Here is a 20,362-nt window from a genome sequence, read left to right as displayed (position 1 = left end):
AGATGTGGAAGTCGGCACGGAGCGGTGCGGCCCTCCTCTGCGCGGCCTTGCTCGCCACCGCGTGCGCGGGTGGTGAGCAGGCCGGCACGGACACGGGGTCGCCGGAGAAGGTGACGCTGTCCTACGGCGTCTGGGACGCCACCCAGCAGGCCGTCATGCAGGAGCTGGCCACGGAGTTCACCAAGACACACCCGAACGTCGCCGTCGACGTCCAGCTCACCCCGTGGGTCGACTACTGGACGAAGCTCAAGGCAGCGGTGAGCGGCGGCGCGGCGCCCGACGTCTTCTGGATGAACGGCCCCAACTTCCAGCTGTACGCCTCCAACGGCGTGATCAAGCCGATCGAGGAGCAGGTCGACACCTCGGTCTGGCCCAAGCCCCTGGTGGACCTCTACACCTACGAGGGCAAGCTGTACGGCCTGCCGAAGGACATGGACACGGTCGGCGTCTGGTACAACAAGACGCTCTTCGACGCCGCGAAGGTGAAATATCCGGCCGACGACTGGACCTGGGCCGACTTCAAGGAGGCCGCGGCCAAGCTCACCGACCCGGACAAGGGCGTGCACGCCGTCGGGGCGCAGCTCACGAGTTTCCAGGAATACCAGTACAACACCATCTACCAGGCCGGCGGCCACGTGATCTCCCCGGACGGCAAGAAGTCCGGCTACGACGACCCCAAGACGATCGAGGGCCTGAAGTTCTGGACCGACCTCATCGCCGCCAAGCAGTCGCCCGACCTCAAGACCATGACCGACACCGCCACGCTCCAGCTCTTCGAGGCCGGCAAGCTGGCGATGTACTGGGGCGGGTCGTGGAACGTGGCGGAGTTCACCAAGAACGACTACACCAAGGACAAGGTCGACGTCGCCCCGCTGCCCAAGGGTGAGAAGCAGGCCACGATCATCCACGGCGTGGCCAACGTGATGTCGGCCAAGACCGAGCACCCGGCGGAGGCGTGGGAGTTCGTCAAGTTCCTCGGCTCCAAGCCGGCCGCCGACATCCTGGGCAAGAAGGGCCCCATCCCGGCCTACAACGGCACGCAGAGCGACTGGGTGGCCGCCCATCCGGAGCTGAAGCTGCAGACGTTCCTCGACGCCGTCGCCTACGCGGTGCCGTACCCGGTCTCCAAGAACACCGCCGCCTGGCAGGAGGCGGAGCTCACCCACCTCACCAAGGCGTGGACGGGGGAGGTGCCGATCGAGAAGGCCGCCACCGACCTCGCGACCGGCATGAACGACCTGCTGGCCAAGGAGTGACATGACCACCGCCCGGGCGGCCCACGTGGCGAAGCGCCGCGGAAACCGCACCCAGGCCCTGTGGGGGTACGCGTTCATCGCCCCCACCGGGCTCGGTCTGGCGATCTTCAACCTGTGGCCCGTCGCGCAGACCGCCTACTTCTCCTTCACCGAGTGGGGCGCGTTCGGCGGGCACACCTGGACGGGGCTGGACAACTACACCCGGCTGTTCGCCGACCCCGAGGTGGGCCGGGCGATGCTCAACACCCTGACGTACACCGCGCTCGGCCTGATCGGCATCCCCCTGGCCATCGTGTTCGCCGCGCTGATCAACCGGCCGGGCCTGCGCGGGGTGAGCGTCTACCGGACGGCGTTCTTCCTGCCCGTGGTCACCATGCCGGTGGCGGTCGCGATGCTCTGGCGCTGGCTCTACAACGGCGACTACGGCCTGGTCAACCAGGCGCTCGCGGTCGTCGGGGTCGACGGGCCCAACTGGATCGCCGACCCGGCCACCGCGATGTACGCCCTCGTCGTGGTCGGCATCTGGAGCAGCATCGGCTACAACCTGATCATCTTCCTGGCCGGGATGCAGGCCATCCCCAAGGAGCTGTACGAGGCCGCGGCCATGGACGGCGCCGGCCGCGTCCGGCAGTTCTTCGCCATCACGCTGCCGATGCTGTCGCCGACCGCGTTCTTCATCTCGATCATCTCGGTGATCGGCTCCCTGCAGCTGTTCGACCTGGTCTTCGTGATGACCGGGTCCGGGCAGGCGGCGCGGGCCAACCCGGCCTACGCGCGGTTGCAGACCGTCGTGCAGCTGTTCTACGAGCGCGCCTTCGTCACCAACGACCGCGGCTACGCCGCCGCCATCGTGATCGCGCTGCTCGTGCTCATCGCGGCGCTGACCGTCGTACAGTTCTGGCTCCAGCGGAGGTGGGTGCACTATGTCTGAGCGTCGCGGCGTGCTGGGCGTGCACGCGGTGCTCGTCGTCTCGTCGCTGGCGATGGTGGCGCCGTTCGCCTGGCAGCTGATCACCTCGCTCAAGACGCTGAGCAGCGCCACCGCGGTGCCGCCGACGATCCTGCCCGAGGGCCGCTGGGACAACTACGCGAAGGTGTTCGAGCTGCTGCCGTTCGGTGAGCAGTTCCTCAACACCGTGCTGATGGCCGCCGGGCGGGTGAGCGGGCAGGTGCTGTTCTGCTCGATGGCCGCCTACGCCTTCGCCCGGCTGCGCTTCCCCGGCAGGAACCTGCTGTTCGGCGTCTTCCTGTCGGTGCTCATGGTGCCGCCGCAACTGTTCGTCATCCCGCAGTACCAGATCATGTCGTCGCTCGGCTGGCTCAACAGCCTTCAGGCGATCATCGTGCCGGGGCTGTTCAGCGCCTTCGGGGTGTTCCTGCTGCGGCAGTTCTTCCTGGCGCTGCCCCGCGAGATCGAGGAGGCGGCCCGCCTCGACGGCGCCGGTCCGGTGCGGATCTACTGGTCGATCATGCTGCCGCTGGCCCGGCCCGGCCTGGTGGCGCTGGGCATCCTCACCCTGCTGTGGGCGTGGAACGACCTGTTCTGGCCGCTCGTGGTCAACACCGACCCGGGCAAGATGACGCTGTCGGCGGGGCTGGCGGCGCTGCAGGGCCAGTACCAGACCGACTACCCGGTCCTCATGGCCGGCTCGCTGCTCGCCTCGCTCCCCGTGATCGCCGTGTTCGTGTTCCTGCAACGCCAGTTCATCCAGGGCATCGCCCACACCGGCAGCAAAGGCTGACCCATGTTCTTACGCCGAGCCGCCGTGGTGGCGGTTCTCCTCCTGACCTCTGTATCCGGGTTATCCGGTACCGCTCATGCGGACAGCACTCCAACGGGCGTCTCCCTGGCCGTGCCCGCGTACTTCGCCCCGGGCGAGCTGTGGGACCGGCTCGCCGACCCCGGGGTGGGGATCGTCGTGGCCAACCCGTTCTCGGGCCCCGGCAAGGACGCCGACCCCGCCTACGCCCAGGCCATCTCCGACGCCCGCGCCGCCGGGGTCACCGTGCTCGGCTACGTGGCCACCGGCTACCTCGGCAGCACCGGCCGCGCCACCGACGTGAGCCTGACGTTCGAGGGCACGTACGAGAGCTACTAGAGCTGGCAGCCGCCCGCCTGGCAGCGGCGGCCGGGACCCGCGCCGGTTCTGGCACCTCGTGCACGCCACCGCCACCCAGGAGCAGATGGCCGAGGCGCTGCGCCTGGGCAAGGAGCGCGGCGCGCGCGGGCCACATGTACGTCACCGTTCACTGAATTTCAAGGGTTGTCAGTGATTCGCCCGTGGTGGGCGAAGGTCCTCGTCTGATCCGGGCAGCAGGTGCCCGGTGCGGGGTTGACGTTTCACGGCCACCTGCCCCGCCAGGCGGGGTCTTAAGGTCGGCTCCGCGTCCGTTTATGGTCTCCGGGCCACTCCCGGCGACCGTACGCTCCACCAGGGAAGCGAGGTTGAGCGCGGCGTTCTCATCACGGTCCATGGTCAGGCCGCACCCCTCACAGAGGTAGGTGCGCATCCGCAGCGGCAGTTTGGCTTTCACCGCACCGCAGGATGAGCACGTTTTGGAGGAGGGGAACCAGCGGCTCGCCACCAGCAATCGGCCGCCGTGCCAGGTGGTCTTGTAGGCAAGCTGGCGGCGGATCTCCCCGAAGCCCGAGTCAGAGATGGCGCGGGCCAGCCGCCGGTTGCGGACCATCCCGGCCACGTTCAGATCCTCGACCACGATGGTGCCGTACGAACGGGCCAGGGCCGTGGTGAGCTGGTGGATGCCGTCACGGCGCAACGCCGCTACCCGGTACTCCGCCCGGTTGCGGGCGGTGTTCGTGCGCTGCCATCGCTTTGAGGGTCGCTGCTGGGTGCGCCGGTCCGGGCCGCGCTTGCGGGAGACCGCCCGCGACAGACGGCGGAGCTTACGCATGGCGTTATTGAGATGCCGGGGGTTGGGGACCGGCGGACGTCCGTCGGAGAAGACCGCCAGCGTCTTGATACCGAGGTCCACCCCGATCACCGCGTCCAGACGCGCGGGCGTACCTTGAGGGCGTTCGGTGTGCACGGTGAAGCTGACGTGCCAGCGGTCCTCCTGCCACCGCACCGTCGCCGAGGCGATCCGCGCGCCTTCGGTGAGCAGGCGGGCGAGCTTGGTGACCGGCTCCTGGGTTTTGATCCGGCCCAGCACCGGCAGGACCACGTGGGTGTGGCCGTCCAGCCGGATCGTGCCGGTGGTGAAGCGCACCGACCGGGCCGCGCGGCGTTTGGTCTTGAACCGGGGAAACCCCACCTTCGGACCTTTGCGCGCGCCCTGCCGGGAGTCGCGCCAGTTGGCCAGCGCGTCGGCCAGGCGGGCCAGCCCGCAGGCATAGGCCTCCTTGGAGTTGCCCGCCCACCAGGGGGCGATCTCGTCTTTGACCTGGTTCCAGCGTTTACGCAGCGCGGGCATCGACCACGACAGGGCCGGGGTGAGCCGGTCGTCGGCGATGCCGTAGGAGCGTTCGGCCTCCCGCTGCGCCAGATTCGCCTTCACCTGCGCCAGGCCCCAGTTGAACGCCACCCGCACCGCCCCGCAATGCGAGGCCAGCACGGCACCCTGACGCGCGGTAGGGTCCAGCGCGAAACGGTAGGCCTGCACAACTCGCACGACGATCCCCCGTATTCGAGAGTGTGTACGAACGACTCTACCAGCATGGCCGTACTTTGAGTGACTATTTGCATGCACATCGTGATAGCGAAGGGTGGGCGCACTGCGCCGCCCAGACCCGGCGCGAAGCCGCAGGCCCCTCCAGCGCTTCGTCATGCCGCCCATCAGCTCGCAGACCATCGAGCCAACCCCATCATCACTTGACCGACCGCGATCACGCTGCAGAAAATCAGATAAAGACTGACGAACACTGATCCGAACCACAGCGGTTACCAACCCGCTGGTGTCCTCGGCCGACGACCTGTTCGTCTGGCGGGTGCCGTTGACCGCGTCGTCTTCCACGGCTCGGGCAGCTCACCGGAGACGTACGGCCCGGCGATCACCGTCTCCTGATCCGTCCGGCGACGTTCTCCGAGCCATGCATAGGGAGGTTCACGGCAAATTACGCGCTGGCCGTCCTGGCCGCGCTCGTCGTCGGCGCCGTCGCCGCGTCGGACTCCTGGCGGTACCGTCAGGCGGACCTGGCGGCGTAGGCGCGACACCCGGCCCGGGTTCGCCGACGTGCGTGGGCTGCCCCGCGCAGACCGTACCGGCCTGAACAGGCTCCTGCACGCCGCCACGGTGACCTAACCACCAGCTGTCAAGGCGAGCCACTCCCGGTAGGTGGTCCTGGCGATGACGGCGCCGTCCTTGGCGATCAGGGCGTGGCCCGAAGCGGCGGCGTACAGGCCCGCGCCGTCGTCGGTGACGACGGCGCGGTGGTCGCCACGGGCGGCGAGGGTGATCCTGCCCAGCTCGTCGAGCGCGAAGACCTCGGGGCCGGCGATGTCCCGGGTGCCGCGCAGCGGGACGCCCACGCTGACGTCGGCCACGGCCCGGGCGACGTCGTCCGCCGCCACGGGCTGCATCAGGGTGGCGGGCAGACGGACGGTGTGCTCGTCCGAGGTCCAGGACAGCACCGTGTCGATGAACTCGAAGAACTGCGTGGCACGCACGATCGAGTACGGCACGGGGCCGGCCTTGAGGAGGTCCTCCTGCAGTACTTTCGCGCGGTAGAAGACCAGGCCGGGCACCTGGTCAGCGCCCACGATCGACAGGATGACCGCGTGGCCGACGCCGGCAGCTCCGGCGGCGGTCAGCAGGTTGTCCATGGTCCGCTGGAAGAAGGCGGGTGCGGCCTCGTCGAAGGTCGCCGGCTTCGTCAGGTTGACGACGACGTCGGCGTCCGTCAGTGCCTCGGGCAGGCCCTTGCCGCTGAGCAGGTCCAGGCCGGTGGACGTCGCGTGCGGCACCGCCTGGTGCCCGCCCGCGTTCAGGATCTCGACCACCCGGGATCCGATGAGGCCGGTCCCACCGATGACAGCGATCTTCATTTCTGGCCTCCTGGGTTGAGCGCGGCTCGCCTTCGAGCTCGAACGAAGGATCCGCCCATCTCCGAACCCGGATTCACGTGTTGTCCTTCACCCCATTGATGCGGCCTTAGCATTCCATGGCATGCCGTTCACCTTGATCCATGCCGTTGTCGCGGTGCCGTTACGCCGCATTCTGCCGGCGGCGCCGCTGGCCACCGGGGCGATGGTCCCCGACCTCCCCTACTTCGTCCCCAGCGGGATCAGTATCCCCGACGGGCCCTGGTTTCTGCCGCTGATGGATGCCGGATACACCCACAAGGTGCAGGCGGACGCGCTGGTCGCCGATGTGGTGCTGGCGCTGGTGCTGGCGGGAGTGATGACGGTGTGCGCCGCTCCGGCCCGCGCTCTGCTGCCCCAGACGCTGGCCCGGCGGATGGGGCGTCGCGGCCCGGCGTGGGCGGCACGCTGGGCGTGGTGGCCGGTGGCTGCCGTCGTCGGGGTCGCCACCCATCTGGTGTGGGATGGCCTGAATCACTGGATGGCGGACGCCGGGGACCCGGCGCTGCTGACGGACGAGGGGATGCATCTGATGGGTTCGCTGATCGCGCTGGCGGCGGTGGGCTGGACCTGCTGGTGGCTGTGGCGCAGGCCGCTGAGCGAGCCGGTGCCCCAGCCGGGCCCAGGGGTGCGGCTGGGGCTGCTGGCGGCGATGGGGCTGGCGGCAGCCGGACTGGTCACGATGCAGGGCACTTGGGCTTGGACGGTGCCGCGGTCGCTGGTGACGTCGACGATCGCCGCGGTCCTGCTGGTGCTGCTGGCCTATGCCGTCTTCCGTCGCCTGGCCACGTCTCGGGCGGCGACCTGATTACTCCAGTGACAGTTCGCGATCTTGAGGTGCGTGCGCTACGTACATCACTCGGCGCCGGGCTTCCTGGTGCGCTCTATCAGTTTGGCGAATTCCGATTCGGAGGAGGCGAACTTCGCGATTCCGCTCTTCGGGTCGGTGCTCACGTAGAAGAGCCAGGAGCCGGAGGCCGGCTTCAGCGCGGCCCTGATGGCGTTTTCTCCCGGGTTGCCAATGGGGCCCGGCGGAAGGCCGAAACGCCTGTAGGTGTTGTATGGCGACGAGCTCTTGAGGTCCTTGAGCGCTGCCCTGGCCTCGTACTTGTCCAGGCCGTACAAGACCGTGCTGTCCATCTGCAGTCGCATCTTCCGGTCCAGCCGGTTGTAGATGACCCGGGCGATCTTGGGCATGTCCTCGTGCCTGCCTGCCTCAGCCTGGACGATGCTGGCGATGGTCAGGATCTCCAGCGGCGTTCTGCCGGCGCGCCTGGCGCCGTCGACCAGGTCGGCGTCCTCGGCGGCGGGCCCGAACCGGGCCACCATCGCCTTGAGGATCTCGCCCGGGCTCACGGTGGGCGCGAACTCGTAGGTTCCGGGGAAGGCGAACCCTTCGAGCCTCCCCCGGGCATAGGACGGCAGGCCGAGCGCCATGCCGTCCTTGGCGGCCTTCTCGAACTCCGCCACCGGCCTGCCGGTGAGCGACGACAGAGCCTTGAAGAGCTGCGAGAGCCGCATCCCTTCAGCCACGGTCACGGTGATGGCCGGTCGGCGCTCGGGGACCAGGCGCGGGACGGCGTTCTGATGCCCGGCGACATCGCTGGGAGCCCGCGACGACATCCCCTGCACCACGACTGTGGATACGACCACCATCGCGGCGACGGCCGACGCCGCCACCAGGGCGAGGCCGCGGCGATGGGGTCGGCGCTCACGGACCTGGAGGAACCGGCCCGGCGCGGGTGGCCGCTCTTCGTCGGCCATGTCGGAGAGGGTCTCACGCAGCAGGTTCTCGATGTTCATCCGAACTCCTTCACGGTGGTCAGTTCAGGTGCCGTCTCCTTCAGGCGTTCCAGCGAGCGGTAGATCTGGCTGCGTACCGACCCCACCCTGACGCCGAGCAGGCGCGCGATCTCGGTCTCGGACAGGTCCTCGAAGTAGCGCAGCACGAGCATGGTCCGTTGCCGGGGTGTGAGCCGGGAGAGGGCCGCGCGCATCACCATGCGAAGCTCCACGACGTCGGCGTGCCCGTCGCCGGTCTGGTCGGGCAGCCAGCCGGAGGACACCTCTGCGACGCGTGAGCGCCGTCGCCACCAGCTCACCTGCTCGTGGTACATGACCCGGCGGACGTATCCCTCGATGGCCGCCGGATCGCGCAGACCGCGCCACTTCACGGCTGTCTTGACCAGGGCCGACTGCACCAGGTCCTCTGCGGCGTGCCGGTCACCGGTCAGCAGGTACGCGGTACGGAACAACGCCCCTGATCGGTCGACGACGAACTGCCGGAAATCCGCCTCGAATCCTGGATCCACCCATCCTCCTCGCGATGTCTACAGGCAAGGACGCGGGCAGCACCTCGATCTATGCCGGCACAGCCGAGGATTTTCGCCAGAACGCTCGACTCTCCACCTGGAGCCCTCACGGACTTGATCGAACGGTTACGGGTGGTCGTGTCCGAGGTCCGGTGTGGTCGGGCGTGTCTGCAGGCCGTGGAGGAGCAGGGTGCACACGGCGTCGAGTTCGGCCTCGATGCCGGGTGCCTGCCATTCGGCGGCGTGCGCGGGATGGTGGAAGCGGAAGGTGGCGTCGAAGACGGCGCGTGCGGCCTCGGCCGGGTCACCGGCCTGGAAGGCGCCGCCGGCGATGCCGTCGGCGAGGATGCACCGCAACTGGTCGAGGAGGTCCGCCACGTGGTCGGCGGCCACACTGCTGTGCTCGGCGGCCAGCATCCCGTAGGCCGCGTACAACTCCGGGTCGTCGCGGACCTTCGCCTTCTTGGCGGCGAGCACCGCGGTGAGCCAGGCGCGTAGCCGCCGCGGCGGGGAGAGCTCCGTGTCGCCGGCGATCGCGGCCAGGGTGTCGCGGTCCTTGCTCAGCCAGCGCCGGGTGACGGCCTCACGGAGCGCCGTCTTGGAGGGGAAGTGCTTGTAGACGGCGGTGTGGCTGACACCGAGTGCCCGTGCCACGTCCACGACCGTCGCCTTGGCGGGCCCGTGGCGGCGCAGTGTCTCCTCGGTGGCGGCCAGGATCGTGTCCGCGTCCAGCGGCGTGTTCGCCGCCATCAGCGCTCGCTGTCCAGCAGGGCGAGCAGTGCGGGGGCGTACCGTTCGCCGGCCGCGGCCGTCCTCGGCACCGCCTGCTCGATCGCGGCCAGGTCCGCGTCGGTGAGCTCCAGGCCGGCCGCGGGCAGGGCCTGGGTGATCCGCTCCGGCCGCTTCGCCCCGACCAGGGCCACGATGTCGTCATATTTCCTGCCCTGCGCGAGCACCCAGGCGATCGCCAGCTGCGCCACCGTGACCCCGAGCGCGTCGGAGATCGTCCGAAGCTCCTCGACCAGCGCGAGGTTGTTCTCGACGTTGCCGTCGGCGAAGCGCGGCAGGTGCGCGCGGGTGCCCGCACGCGCGGCCGGCCGCCAGGTGCCCGACAGCAGGCCCTGGGCGAGCACCCCGTAGGCGGTGATGCCGATGCCCAGCTCGCGGCAGGTGGCCAGGATGCCGTCCTCGATGCCCCGGCTGAACAGGGAGTACTCGATCTGCAGGTCGGTGATGGGATGCACGGCGTGCGCCCGGCGGATCGTCTCCGGCCCCACCTCCGACAGCCCGATCCCGCGTACGTACCCCGCCTTGACCAGCTCGGCGATGGCGCCGATCGTGTCCTCGATCGGCACGGCCGGGTCCAGCCGGGCCGGGCGGTAGATGTCCACGTGGTCGGTGCCCAGCCGCCGCAGTGAGTAGGCGAGGTAGGTCGCCACCCCGGCGGGGCGTGTGTCGATGCCCCGCCAGCTCCCGTCGGGGCCGCGCAGTGCCCCGAACTTGACGCTCAGCATCGCCTTGTCCCTGTCGCCCGCGCGCAGGGCACGGCCGATCAGCATCTCGTTGTGGCCCATGCCGTAGAAGTCGCCCGTGTCCAGCAGCGTGATGCCCGCGTCGAGCGCCGCGTGGATCGTCGCGATGCTCTCCGCTTCGTCCGCCGACCCGTAGGAGCCCGACATCGCATCGCATCCCAGGCCGATCGCCGGAATCCGCAGCCCTGTCCCCAGCTGTCGCATCTTCATGACGCCGACTCTACGATCTCCAGGTAACAGATTGCAAATTCTGAAACCTGAAACCAGTGGCGGTTTGACCTCTTGCCCGGATTCCCCTCGGCACCTCCAGGCAGGTCGACGAAGTGGCATACGCCGTCCTGCTGCTGCCGCTCGTGGGTCAGCACGCCGCCGACCAGGCGGTGAACCGTCCGGAGTCAAGGGCTCAAGTCCAGCGCGACCTCCAGGCGCAGGTAGGCGTCGATCCAGGCCCGCTCGGCCGCCTCGCCGGAGTCGTCGGTCAGCAGCGCCGCGAAGGCCGTGACGGCCTTCGCCACGCGATGCAGTCCGAGTACGGTCAGCCGCCGCGCCCCGGCGGCGAGCCGGGCGTCGTAGGTCGGCGGCAGGTGGGACAGACCGTGGTGGGCCACTTCGGCGAGCAGGCCCCGGGTGTCGATCAAGGCCGCGGTCAGTGGGTCGTGCCGGATGGACTCGGCGACCATGAGCCTGACGCTTCCACCGGCAGGCTGTAGGTCGGGGACGACGACTCGGCCGCCGGCCGCCAGGCCGACCGGGTCGATGACGACACCGCCCGCGGTGCGCCCGACCACTCCGCTGACGAAACGCGGTTCACCCTCCTCGCCACCCAGCACGGCGGCCAGCGAGTCGAGACGTCCGGGGGCGGCGCTGGTGTGTGTGGCCCTGAGGGCGGCGGTGTTGCCCGCCCGGTCGACGATGACGGCGTCAAGTCGCTGGTCTCCGGGGGCGTAGGTGAGGGACTCGACCCGGGCGACGGCGACGACCCGGACCAGTTCCGCCTCGACCCGAGGACGGATGGGCCGGAGCGTGAGGGCGTCGAGCTCGCGGCTGAGCGCGGCGAAGTCGGTCACCACCAGAGACGGCGGCAGCTCACCCCAGGCACCCCGTGACGGGATGACCGTCGTCTGGGAGATCCGCCCCGTGGCCAGCCGCACCGTACGGCTGGCACTGCGGACGGCGGACTCCGTGACCAGGGTGCCGGTGGCCAGCGCGGCCAGCGTGGAGGTGGCGATCCGCCGCCGCGCCAGCGCCGCCCCGTCGTCGTCCCCGTCCCACTGACGGCGCAGGACCAGCACCATGGCACTGTCGCTGTGGGCCAGGTAGACCTCGGCGATCCGCTGGTCGCCGAGACCGCGGATCCGGCAGCCGAGGCTCTCCAGCCGGGCCCGGCGCAACGGGGTCTCCGCGGCCTCGGCGGTGCCGAGCACGCTGCCGCGCAGGGTGGCGTCCGGCCGCGTCACCGCCCGGTGCCGGGCGTGAAGCTCGGCGAGGTGGCTCGCGAGCAGCTCGGGACGGTAGTGGGCGCTACGGTCGCGGTAGGAGGTCAGCTGCTCGGCGAGGTCGCCGACGGCCAGCAGCGGCCAGCGCGCCCCGGCGGCCTCCAGGTGGCGCCGCACGTCGGCGATGGTGGCCTCGACGCCCTGACCGAGATGCGCCGCACCCTCGCGCAGGACCGTGCCGGTCAGCCCCAGGGCCCGCTCCAGCCCGGCCCCGGCCCCCGCTCCGGCCTCGCCACCGACGTCCACCCGCACCTCGGGGACGCCGGGATGCAGCTCGTCCGCGACCCGGAACGCCCACACCGCCAGGGCGAGGATGTCATCACGGCTCCCGGCGACGGCGTCGGTGTGGACGAACCCGAGATCGTCGGGGATCAGGAAGCGCACGGTCGCGGTGGCCAGCTCGACCTGCGGCACGGGGTCGGTGGCAGTCGCGCGCCGGACCCGCGCGGTGAATCCGGTCCTTTCCGTACGGCGGGCGGCGGCCATCAGGCGGCCACCGATCCTGGCGGTGAGCTCGTCGTCGGTCACCTGCCCCGGCGACCAGGGCAGAGGCTCCGGGTCAGGTTCGGCGGGCAGACACTCAGGCTCGGCGGGCAGGCGCTGGTAGGCGAGGATCACCCCGATGACGTGCCGGCAGACGCCGGTGGCGCCGCAGGTGCAGCGGGCCAGGTCGAGGCCGCCGGGAGGCAGGCTCGCCGTCGGACCGCCGGGGAAGCCGCCGTGCACGGTGCCGTCGGCGTCGGTCGAAAGCTCCGGCGCGGTTTCCTTGCCGGCCCGTTTGACCAGGCCGCGATTGGTGAGCGCGGCGAGGGAGTCCGCCGTGAGCCCGAGCAGGTCCGTTCTCATCGGCCCACGTGCTCCGCCACGAAGGACGCCAGCTCGCCGGGCGTCATCGCCCCCACGTAGGCCCCGGCATCGGCCAGGCGCTGCGCCAGCTCCCGGTCGTAGGCGGGGTTGGCCTCCTCGTCGAGGGCGGCCAACCCCAGCACCTTGCTGCCCTGCGCCACCAGGTCACGCACGACGCGCACCAACCGGTGCGGATCGCCGCCCTCGTAGAAGTCGGAGATCAGCACGACGATCGCCCGGTGCGGCTGATCCACCAGGTCCGCGCCGTACGCCGCGGCGCGGGCGATGTCGGTGCCGCCGCCGAGCTGGACCTTCATCAGCAGCTCCACCGGATCGTCTACGTCGGCGGTCAGGTCCACCACGTCGGTGTCGAAGGCGACCAGGTGGGTGCGCACCCCAGGCAGTCCCCACAGGCAGGCCGCGGTGACCGCCGAGTGGATCACCGAGTCGGTCATCGACCCGGACTGGTCGACGAGCAGGATCACCTGCCACTGCTCCAGGTGGCGGCGGGTGCGGGAGAAGAAGAACGGGGTCTCGATCACCACCTTGCCGGTCTCGGGCCGGTAGCGGCCGAGGTTGGCGCGCAGTGTCCTGGCCATGTCGAAATTGCGGGCCAGCCGCATCCGGCCGGGCCGTCGCACCTTGGTGCCGGAGAACGCGCTGCGCACCTCGGGCGCCAGTTTCTCCATCAGCTGCCGGACGACCTGCTCCACGATCCGCCTGGCCAGCCGTAGCACCTGGGGGTTCATCAGGTGCTTGGTCCGCAGCACCGCCTTGAGCAGCGCGGGATTGGGCTCGATACGCGCCAGCACGGCCGGGTCGGTCACCACGTCATGGATCTCGTACCGTTCGATCGCGTCACGGTGCAGCCGTTCGATGGTCTCCTTGGGGAACAGCCGGGCGATGTCGTCGAGCCAGTCGAAGGTGGTCAGCGTCGACCCGCCCGTCCCGCCCTGCCGTACACCACGCCGGCGCAGATCCTCGTCGCGGCCGTAGAGCCAGTCCACGGCCGCGTCACGGGCGGCCGCCCGCTCGTCGAGCTCCTGCCCGCCGAGGCAGGCGCCGCCCGGTTCGCCGAGCAGCAGACGCCACCGCAGGAGAGTGGGATCGGTCATGTCAGTCCTTCCCGGCGCAGCGCCGCCTCGACCCGCTCGTCCAGTGCCATTCCGGCGGCCACCAGCTCCGGCGCCGCGTCCAGCCGCATCAGGTCCCATCCGGACCCGCCGCCGGCGCGCCGCTCGACCAGCCGGGTGGCGATGAGGTGCCGTTCGCGGGGCGGGAAGAAGCCGAAAGCCTGGCGCAGCGCGGGCAGGGCCACCAGGAAGTCGTTTTCGGTCATCCCGCCGACCAGCTCGTCGAGCAGTTCCAGCATGCCGTCGGTGTGCAGCACCTCCTCGCGGGCGAGCGCGAACAGCCCGGCCAGCCAGTCGCCGGCCGACGCCGGGACGAACGCGCCGCGCACCGCCCGTGCGGGGTCCGCGGCAGCAGTACCCCGCAGTGACCAGCCCAGACCCAGTGACGCGCCCCGCAGGTCGGGTGGCGCCTCCCGGCAGGCGGCGAGCCGGTCCGCGACGCCCAGCGCCGCGGGCGTGTCCAGGCCGAGCGACGGGCCTGCGTGCCTGAGGGCGTCGCGTACGGCGGTCATGGCGTTGATACGCCGAAGGTCGGCCGGTGCGGAGCCGCCGCGCACCCCTTCGGCCAGCCACAGCGCCCGGTGGGTGGCGGCCTGGACGACCGTGCCCAGCGTGGTGCTGCCGCTGGTGCGGAACAGGTCGTCGTGGCGCCACATCGCCAGCGCGACGGTGAGCGTACGGCCCAGTGACCCCAGATCCGCCGCCGAGCCGACAGCTCCCGCCAGGTCGTCCAGCACTCGTCCGGCCAGTTCGCTGATGCCGCACAGCGCCGTGTCGAACAGAACGTCGGCCAACTGGTCCAGGTCCGCGCCCGTGATCCGTTCGGCGAGGACGGCGGCCGCCGCCTCCTGCGGGTCGACGCCGTACCCACCGGCCTCGATCAGCGCGGGCAGCCGGTCGTCGGACTCGGTCAGCGTCCACTGTTCGACCAGCTCCGCCTGACCTGCCGGGCGGGGGCCCGAGATGCGCGTCACGCCGGGGATTCGCAGCACCCGCAGCCGGTGCAGCACCTGGCTGCGCGCGCGGTCGGCCTCCCTGGCGAGGTCGAGCCGCTCCTCACCAGGCCCGCCCAGCACCGCGAGAACCGCGTGGACCAGCGGCGGCACCGGAGTCGCGTGATGCAGGCGGCCCACCCGGTCACCGCTGAGGGCCGCGATCATCTCCACGACCACCGGATGGCTGCCGGCCCGCAGCGGGCCGCGCGTCGTCCAGGGCAGCGGGGTCTCGATCGCCTCGCTGACCAGCGCGCCGGCCAGGCCGTCCAGCACATCCACCCGAGCGGGAAGCGGATGGCCGCGCAGCAGCGCGAGCCCGTCCGCGGTGGCCCGGGCGGCGATCAGATCCGCGGTGGACACCGGCTGACGCCGGGCGCGCAGCCGGGCCGTCACCGTCTCGATGAGCCTGCGGGCCGCCTCGGCGGGACCGGACTCCCACAGCTGCTGGTAGTAGCCCGGCGACGGCATCCCCGACTGGTAGCCGTCGAAGGCGTCCAGCCGCCGGAACGAGTACGGCACCAGATAACTGCCGACCGCCGCGTCCGAGGGCGGCCGCGGCACCTCCGGCCAACTCCGGTCACCCTGCTCGGCCAGCCGGATCAACGCGGGGCGGTGGAAGCCGCCGGTGACCACGACCACCGGCCTGTCGCCCGCCTCGGCAGCGGCGGCCCGGACCCACTGCGCCATGTACGCCTCGCGGGCCAGGTCGTCCGGCCCGGTCCGGGTGTCACCGCGCACCAGGTCGAAGTAGGTGGCCAGCCGTTCGTCCAGCCCGTCGGCCGGCTCGATCTCGAACAGGTGGTCCCAGAGGGCGTCCACGTTGTCCACGGCGAAGGCGCGGCACAGCCGTCCGGTCACCTCGCTGTAGCGGGCCTCGGCGTCGGCGTACCGGTTGCGCACCTCGGCCAGCGCCGGATGCCAGGCGGGCAGGTCGATGAAGCGCAGCTCGGCGCCGACGGCACGGCCCGCGGTCAGCGCCGTCCACTCGGGGGAGTAGTCGCACAGCGGCGTCCATGAACCGTGCCGTCGTCGCGGATCCCGGTAGCCGGTGTAGACGGCGATCGGCAGCTCATGACCCAGCAGGAGCTCGTCCATCCTGTGGTTCATCTCCGCCGGGCCCTCGACCAGTACGTACGCGGGCCGTACGGCCTGGATGGTGTCGGCGACCAGCCGGGCGCAGGCGGGGCTGTGGTGCCGCACGCCGAGGAACGTGACCGTCATCGTCAGCCCGGCAGCAGGTGACGGGCCTCGTACAGGGCCTGCCATGGGTCGCCGTGCCGCCTGCGCTCCAGATATCTGCGGAGTTTCGCCAAGTCCTCCGGGTTGTCCTTGGCCGCCGTACCGGCCAGGCAGGAGACCAGGTCGGCGGCGGTGCCGGGCTCGCCGCGCAGGAACCAGCCGCGCAGCCCGACGGCGTGCGCGACCGAGACGGCCTCGGCGGTGCTCATCACCCCCGACAGCCGGTCGGTGGCGTCACCGCGCGCGGTCTGCCCCTCGCGCAGCTCCCGGAACGCGGTGACCAGGACCTCCAGCACGTCGCGCCGTGGCGGCGCGCCGACGCCCGAGCGCTTCAGCAGTGCGGTGGCCTCCGCCTCCACCAGCCGCAGCTCGGTGTCGAAGTCGGCGATCGGGAAGACGGTCTCGAAATTGAACCGGCGCTTGAGCGCGGCGCTCATCTCGTTGACGCCGCGGTCGCGGGTGTTGGCGGTGGCGATGACGGTGAACCCCTGTCTGGCGAACACCATCGCCTCCGGGCCGGTCAGCTCAGGTACGGCGAGCACCCGGTCCGACAGCGGCGACAGCAGGCAGTCCTGCACCTCCAGCGGGCACCGGGTGATCTCCTCGAAGCGCACCACCTTGCCTTCGGCCATGCCGCGCAGCAGCGGAGCGGCCACCAGTGACCGGGCGGACGGGCCCTCGGCGACCAGCAGCGCGTAGTTCCACGAGTATTTGATCTGGTCCTCGGTGGTGGCCGCGCCGCCCTGGACGGTGAGTGTCGAGGTGCCGCTCACCGCCGCGGCGAGCAGCTCCGACAGCAGCGACTTCGCCGTGCCGGGCTCACCCACCAGCATCAGCCCGCGGCTGGTCGCGAGCGTCACCAGGGACCGGTCGATCAGCGAGGCGTCACCCACGAACTTGCGGCTGATGCCCAGCTTCTCGTCCCCGAGGACGAAGCGCCGGGCGGCGCGCAGGCTCAGCGCCCAGCCGGGCGGCCGGTCGTCGGTGTCGTTCTCCCGCAGCCGGGCCAGCTCGTCGGCGTAGCGGATCTCGGCCGGGGGCCGCTGGACGTGGTCGTTCATCGGGTGATCTCCCGCAGGTCCCGCAGGATCTCCGAGACGGTGATCGGATCGAGGCCGTCGAGGGCCACCTCCATCAGGGTCTGCTCGTCGGCGAAGTCGAGATGGCCGATCGCGATGCCCGGATGGAGACCGATCGTGACCATTCCACCGCCGGGCACGTCCCGCTCGAGCCAGCCCTGCCAACCGGCGTCCTGCGGCGCGCCTCGCCGCCAGCCGCGCCGTTCCAGGCCGATCACCTTGGTGGTGGGGATCTTGGCGGCGCCTATCTCGGCCAGCAGCGTCTCGTCCAGGTCATAGGTCTCCCGGCCGAGCTGCGGGAACGGCTGCAGGATCTCGTAGTCGGCGAACACCTCGGCCCAGGCGGCCTTCTCCTCCGCCGCCAGCTCCAGCGGGTGCGCCACCCCGACGACGGCCTCGTCGGGCAGCGTCAGCGGGTCGTCCCCGGCATCGGCGAAAGTGCGGTCCTCGGCCACCCGCAGGGCGCTCGTGAGCCGGCCCGAGGGGTCGTAGAGCCCCCACACCAGCCGCCGCACGATGTGCCAGAGCAGCGGGTGGCCGACGAGCAGCCGCCTGAACTCCGCGCCGCTCCAGCGGCGCCGGGTCACCATGGCCTGCTCCAGCCGGCGGATGTTGTCCGCGGCCACGGCGCGTACGTCCTTCTTCAGCCCGGCGAACCGCCGGTGGGCGGCGGGCGCGAGCTCCGGATCGTCGTTCGCGCCCGGCTTGGGCAGGGTTTTGAGCCGCTTGCCCGCGGCGTCGGTCACGTACGGCTTGAGCTGCTCGTCGAAGCCGACGACGAACCGCCTGCGGCCGTAGTCGAGGGTCAGGCTGCCGTCGGCGGACAGCCCGAAATCCGGCACCAGCCGGTCGGCCAGCTCCAGCGGCGTCAGGCCGAGCGCCGCGGCGACCTCGTCCAGCTTCTGCCTGGCCCGGTTCTTCAGCCCGCTGTACTTGACCTTCTCGGCGATGCCGTGCAGATGCATCAGCGCGACCTCCGAGCCGACGGCGGCCAGCAGGTCCAGTCCGGCGACCGCCCGCGCGTGCCCGCTCTCACCGGGCCAGGCCCTGATCAACGGTGTCAGCCGCCGGACGGTCTCGTCGTCGCCGAGCAGCCCCAGCGCGTCCATCACCCAGCTCTCCTTGGCCGGGTAGCCGGCCGCCTGCCAGCGCTGGAACAGCGCCCAGCCGAAGTCCGCGAGGCTCCGGCCGTCACAGACCTCCTGGACCAGGGCGAGACCGGCGTACGGATGACCGGGCCGGGAGATCGCCAGCATCGTCATCACGTGGCGAACCGCCTCGGCCGGCAGCGCGCCCGCGTCGCCGCGCAGGTGGATCGGGGTCAGGATCGCGACCTCCGTCCACTCGGGCAGTACGGGCATCTTGGCGGGCAGCGCGTCGAGCGGGCCGGCCGCGAGCAGGTCGGCGACCGCGGCCTCGGCGGCGGGGCCGTAACCCGCGGCGGCCCGCGCCACAGTGTCACGGTCACCGCCCGTGATCAGCGCCGCCAGCGCCTGCTCGGCCTGTCGCCGGGCCGGGCCTGGCCTGCCCAGCGCCGCCGGGATCAGCGCCCTGGCGGCCGCCTCGGGGTGGCGGGCCAGCCAGGACAGCGCGGCGGCGCGCACCGACTTCAGCCGCGACAGCCACTCGGCCATCAGCACGGCGATCTCCGGAGCGGCGAACGGGAGCAGCACCGGAGCGGTCGCGGCGGGGGCGCTGCGGGCGCTGTCCAGCACCATGGGCAGCGCCGCCAGCTCGAACCTGGCGACCACTCTCGGCATCCATTTGGAGCTTCCCCAGTGGTCGGCCGGGCGCCACTTGTCGATCAGCGGTCCGGCCAGCTCGTCGGGCCCGGAGATGAACAGGGCGATCTCGTCGTAGTAGGAGCCCTGGCCACCGGCGATATGACGGGCGATGTCCTTCCAGCCATGGTTCCGGGACCGCTCCCACGAGCTGTGCCCAGGCTGGACCGAACGCCAACGGTCCCGCTCACCGGGCCCCCACACCACGGCCGGCTCATCAGCGCACACCAGGTCCTTCACCACCACGGGCTTGCGGACCGTACTCGGGCGGGTCCACGGCGGGCTGACCAGCACCTCGGGCAGGGCCTCCAGCGGAGCGGTGGCGGCGGTCGCGGCGGTCGCGATCGCGTTGATCCGCTCGGCGGCGGCGGCATCGACGGCCGCGACCACCTCGGCCACCAGGTCGGCATGGGCCAGCACGTGGGCGCGCAGCAGCACGTCCACGTCCTTGCCACTGGATGTGGCCAGCATGCGCATCGCCCGGCGCGGGAAGCGGGCCGCCGCGCGCAGGAGGGCCGGCTGCGTGTACGCGTCCTCGATCCGGTCGAGGAGCACCCGCATCGCCGCGTCGGTCGGCAACTCGGCGAGCACCCCCAGCAGGCGCCGCCGGCTCTCCGCGTCGTAGCACTCGGCGAACCAGCCGGCCAGCACCGGCACGGCCGCGTCCCCCATGCCGTCGACGAGCGTGACGGGCAGCGCGAGGGACTGCGTCACGAAGTAGCCCCGCAGGTGGCTCTCGATGAGCTCCGCCTGCTCCGTCGTGCTGACCGCGGTGACCAGAATGAGGGCGAGCCGCGGGCTGACGCGGCAGGCTTCGGCGCAGTCGGCCGTGACCCAGCCGGTCTCGGTCGGCGCCAGGTAGGAGGCCGCCACCCGGTGATACGGCCCGCCCGCACGGCTCGCCGCCAGCGCCGCGACGACCTCGGCGTACTCGGCGTCCGACGCGGCCGTCAGGGCGGCACGGACCCGCGAGAAGTGCTCCGGCAGCTCCCAGCCGAACTGGTAGGCGGGGGACTGATCGGCGGTCAGCCGCCGGACGGGCCGGGCGTCCCCGTCGACACGGCAGTCCAGTGAGGCCAGCTCGGTCACGGCCACCGCCGTGAACACCAGGCCACGCTCGGCGAGCCAGGCTTCGGCGAGCAGGGACAGCCACGCCCGGTCGTCCCAGCGCAGGGACGCGCCCAACACCTGGGCGACCGCCGCGGCGCCCAGCGGCGGGGCGGTGGGATCACCGCCCAGGTACGCCGCGCCGGCGGAGGCGATCTCCGGGTCGGAGCTCTTCGCCAGCGAGTCGAGGATCAGCTGCCGGCGCTGCGCCAACTGTGCGGCGAGCTTCTGGGGCGCGCTCGCGTCCGGCCGCTTCACGGCGACCTTCGCTCCGCCCCGCCGCGGATGAAGAGCGCGCAGCCAGGAGGCCGGCATCGTCAGCCGGTCCTCATCCCGCCCGCTGTCGATCGCCTCCGGGGAGGTCACCGGCGCTTCGACCGCTTCGTCCTCCCGTGACTTCTCCGCCACCAGCTTGCCGGTCAGCGTCCGAGCTGCGCTCATGCCGATACCACCGCCCTGTTTTCGATGGAGAGCCCGTCGGGCGGGACCGCGCCCTCGCCGATGCCTCATCCTTGTGATCGTTGGCGGTGAGTATCGCGCGCGAGAC

Annotated in this window: 16 protein-coding genes; 5 read left to right on the top strand and 11 right to left on the bottom strand. The window is 71.2% G+C overall.

What is annotated here, in order from left to right:
• Positions 1-2: 2 nt before the first annotated feature.
• Genes OHA68_RS02190 through OHA68_RS02175 form a run of 4 tightly spaced genes read left to right on the top strand, consistent with a single transcriptional unit; the run spans position 3 to position 3,355 of the window.
• Positions 3-1,256: an ABC transporter substrate-binding protein gene (locus OHA68_RS02190; protein ID WP_327106122.1), complete on the top strand. Its 1,254-nt coding sequence runs from the start codon at positions 3-5 to the stop codon at positions 1,254-1,256.
• Between the two features lies 1 nt (position 1,257).
• The gene (locus OHA68_RS02185) at positions 1,258-2,187 is read left to right on the top strand and encodes a carbohydrate ABC transporter permease (RefSeq protein ID WP_327106121.1); all 930 of its coding nucleotides are present in this window, start codon (positions 1,258-1,260) and stop codon (positions 2,185-2,187) included.
• Entirely contained in the window at positions 2,180-2,998 is an 819-nt protein-coding gene (locus OHA68_RS02180) for a carbohydrate ABC transporter permease (RefSeq protein WP_327106120.1), read from the top strand. The genes OHA68_RS02185 and OHA68_RS02180 overlap by 8 nt, the downstream gene beginning before the upstream one ends.
• Positions 2,999-3,001: 3 nt before the next feature.
• Positions 3,002-3,355 (top strand): spherulation-specific family 4 protein, encoded by a 354-nt coding sequence (locus tag OHA68_RS02175; protein ID WP_327106119.1) that lies wholly within the window; start codon positions 3,002-3,004, stop codon positions 3,353-3,355.
• Between the two features lie 148 nt (positions 3,356-3,503).
• On the opposite strand, the gene tnpB is transcribed toward OHA68_RS02175, so the two are convergent.
• Together tnpB and OHA68_RS02165 are read right to left on the bottom strand one after the other, a co-directional pair.
• Entirely contained in the window at positions 3,504-5,228 is a 1,725-nt protein-coding gene (gene tnpB / locus OHA68_RS02170; RefSeq protein WP_327106118.1) for an IS607 family element RNA-guided endonuclease TnpB, read from the bottom strand.
• Positions 5,229-5,512: 284 nt separating this feature from the next.
• On the bottom strand, positions 5,513-6,259 hold the full coding sequence (locus OHA68_RS02165; protein ID WP_327106117.1) for an SDR family oxidoreductase: 747 nt from the start codon (positions 6,257-6,259) through the stop codon (positions 5,513-5,515).
• 121 nt (positions 6,260-6,380) lie between these two features.
• On the opposite strand from OHA68_RS02165, the gene OHA68_RS02160 reads away from it, so the two are divergent.
• Positions 6,381-7,103, top strand: a complete 723-nt coding sequence (locus OHA68_RS02160) for a DUF4184 family protein (RefSeq protein ID WP_327106116.1) — start codon at positions 6,381-6,383, stop codon at positions 7,101-7,103.
• Positions 7,104-7,150: 47 nt separating this feature from the next.
• On the opposite strand, the gene mltG is transcribed toward OHA68_RS02160, so the two are convergent.
• The 9 genes from mltG to OHA68_RS02115 form a co-directional block, all read right to left on the bottom strand.
• Positions 7,151-8,098: an endolytic transglycosylase MltG gene (mltG, locus tag OHA68_RS02155; RefSeq protein WP_327106115.1), complete on the bottom strand. Its 948-nt coding sequence runs from the start codon at positions 8,096-8,098 to the stop codon at positions 7,151-7,153.
• Positions 8,095-8,607 (bottom strand): SigE family RNA polymerase sigma factor, encoded by a 513-nt coding sequence (locus OHA68_RS02150; protein ID WP_327106114.1) that lies wholly within the window; start codon positions 8,605-8,607, stop codon positions 8,095-8,097. Before OHA68_RS02150 ends, mltG begins: the two co-directional genes overlap by 4 nt.
• Before the next feature lie 126 nt (positions 8,608-8,733).
• Positions 8,734-9,357: a TetR family transcriptional regulator gene (locus tag OHA68_RS02145; protein WP_327106113.1), complete on the bottom strand. Its 624-nt coding sequence runs from the start codon at positions 9,355-9,357 to the stop codon at positions 8,734-8,736.
• Positions 9,357-10,349: an aldo/keto reductase gene (locus OHA68_RS02140; RefSeq protein ID WP_327106112.1), complete on the bottom strand. Its 993-nt coding sequence runs from the start codon at positions 10,347-10,349 to the stop codon at positions 9,357-9,359. The genes OHA68_RS02145 and OHA68_RS02140 overlap by 1 nt, the downstream gene beginning before the upstream one ends.
• A 185-nt stretch (positions 10,350-10,534) precedes the next feature.
• Positions 10,535-12,481: a hypothetical protein gene (locus tag OHA68_RS02135; protein ID WP_327106111.1), complete on the bottom strand. Its 1,947-nt coding sequence runs from the start codon at positions 12,479-12,481 to the stop codon at positions 10,535-10,537.
• Entirely contained in the window at positions 12,478-13,596 is a 1,119-nt protein-coding gene (locus tag OHA68_RS02130; RefSeq protein WP_327106110.1) for a VWA domain-containing protein, read from the bottom strand. Before OHA68_RS02130 ends, OHA68_RS02135 begins: the two co-directional genes overlap by 4 nt.
• Complete coding sequence (locus OHA68_RS02125; RefSeq protein ID WP_327106109.1) at positions 13,593-15,830, bottom strand: DUF5682 family protein; 2,238 nt, start codon at positions 15,828-15,830, stop codon at positions 13,593-13,595. The genes OHA68_RS02130 and OHA68_RS02125 overlap by 4 nt, the downstream gene beginning before the upstream one ends.
• A gap of 2 nt (positions 15,831-15,832) precedes the next feature.
• On the bottom strand, positions 15,833-16,909 hold the full coding sequence (locus OHA68_RS02120) for an ATP-binding protein (RefSeq protein ID WP_327106108.1): 1,077 nt from the start codon (positions 16,907-16,909) through the stop codon (positions 15,833-15,835).
• Positions 16,906-20,256, bottom strand: a complete 3,351-nt coding sequence (locus OHA68_RS02115; protein WP_327106107.1) for a DUF4132 domain-containing protein — start codon at positions 20,254-20,256, stop codon at positions 16,906-16,908. The genes OHA68_RS02120 and OHA68_RS02115 overlap by 4 nt, the downstream gene beginning before the upstream one ends.
• Positions 20,257-20,362 lie beyond the last annotated feature (106 nt).

The organism is Nonomuraea glycinis (assembly GCF_035920485.1).
Lineage (GTDB): Bacteria > Actinomycetota > Actinomycetes > Streptosporangiales > Streptosporangiaceae > Nonomuraea > Nonomuraea glycinis.
This window is presented reverse-complemented; position numbering and strand designations above follow the sequence as displayed.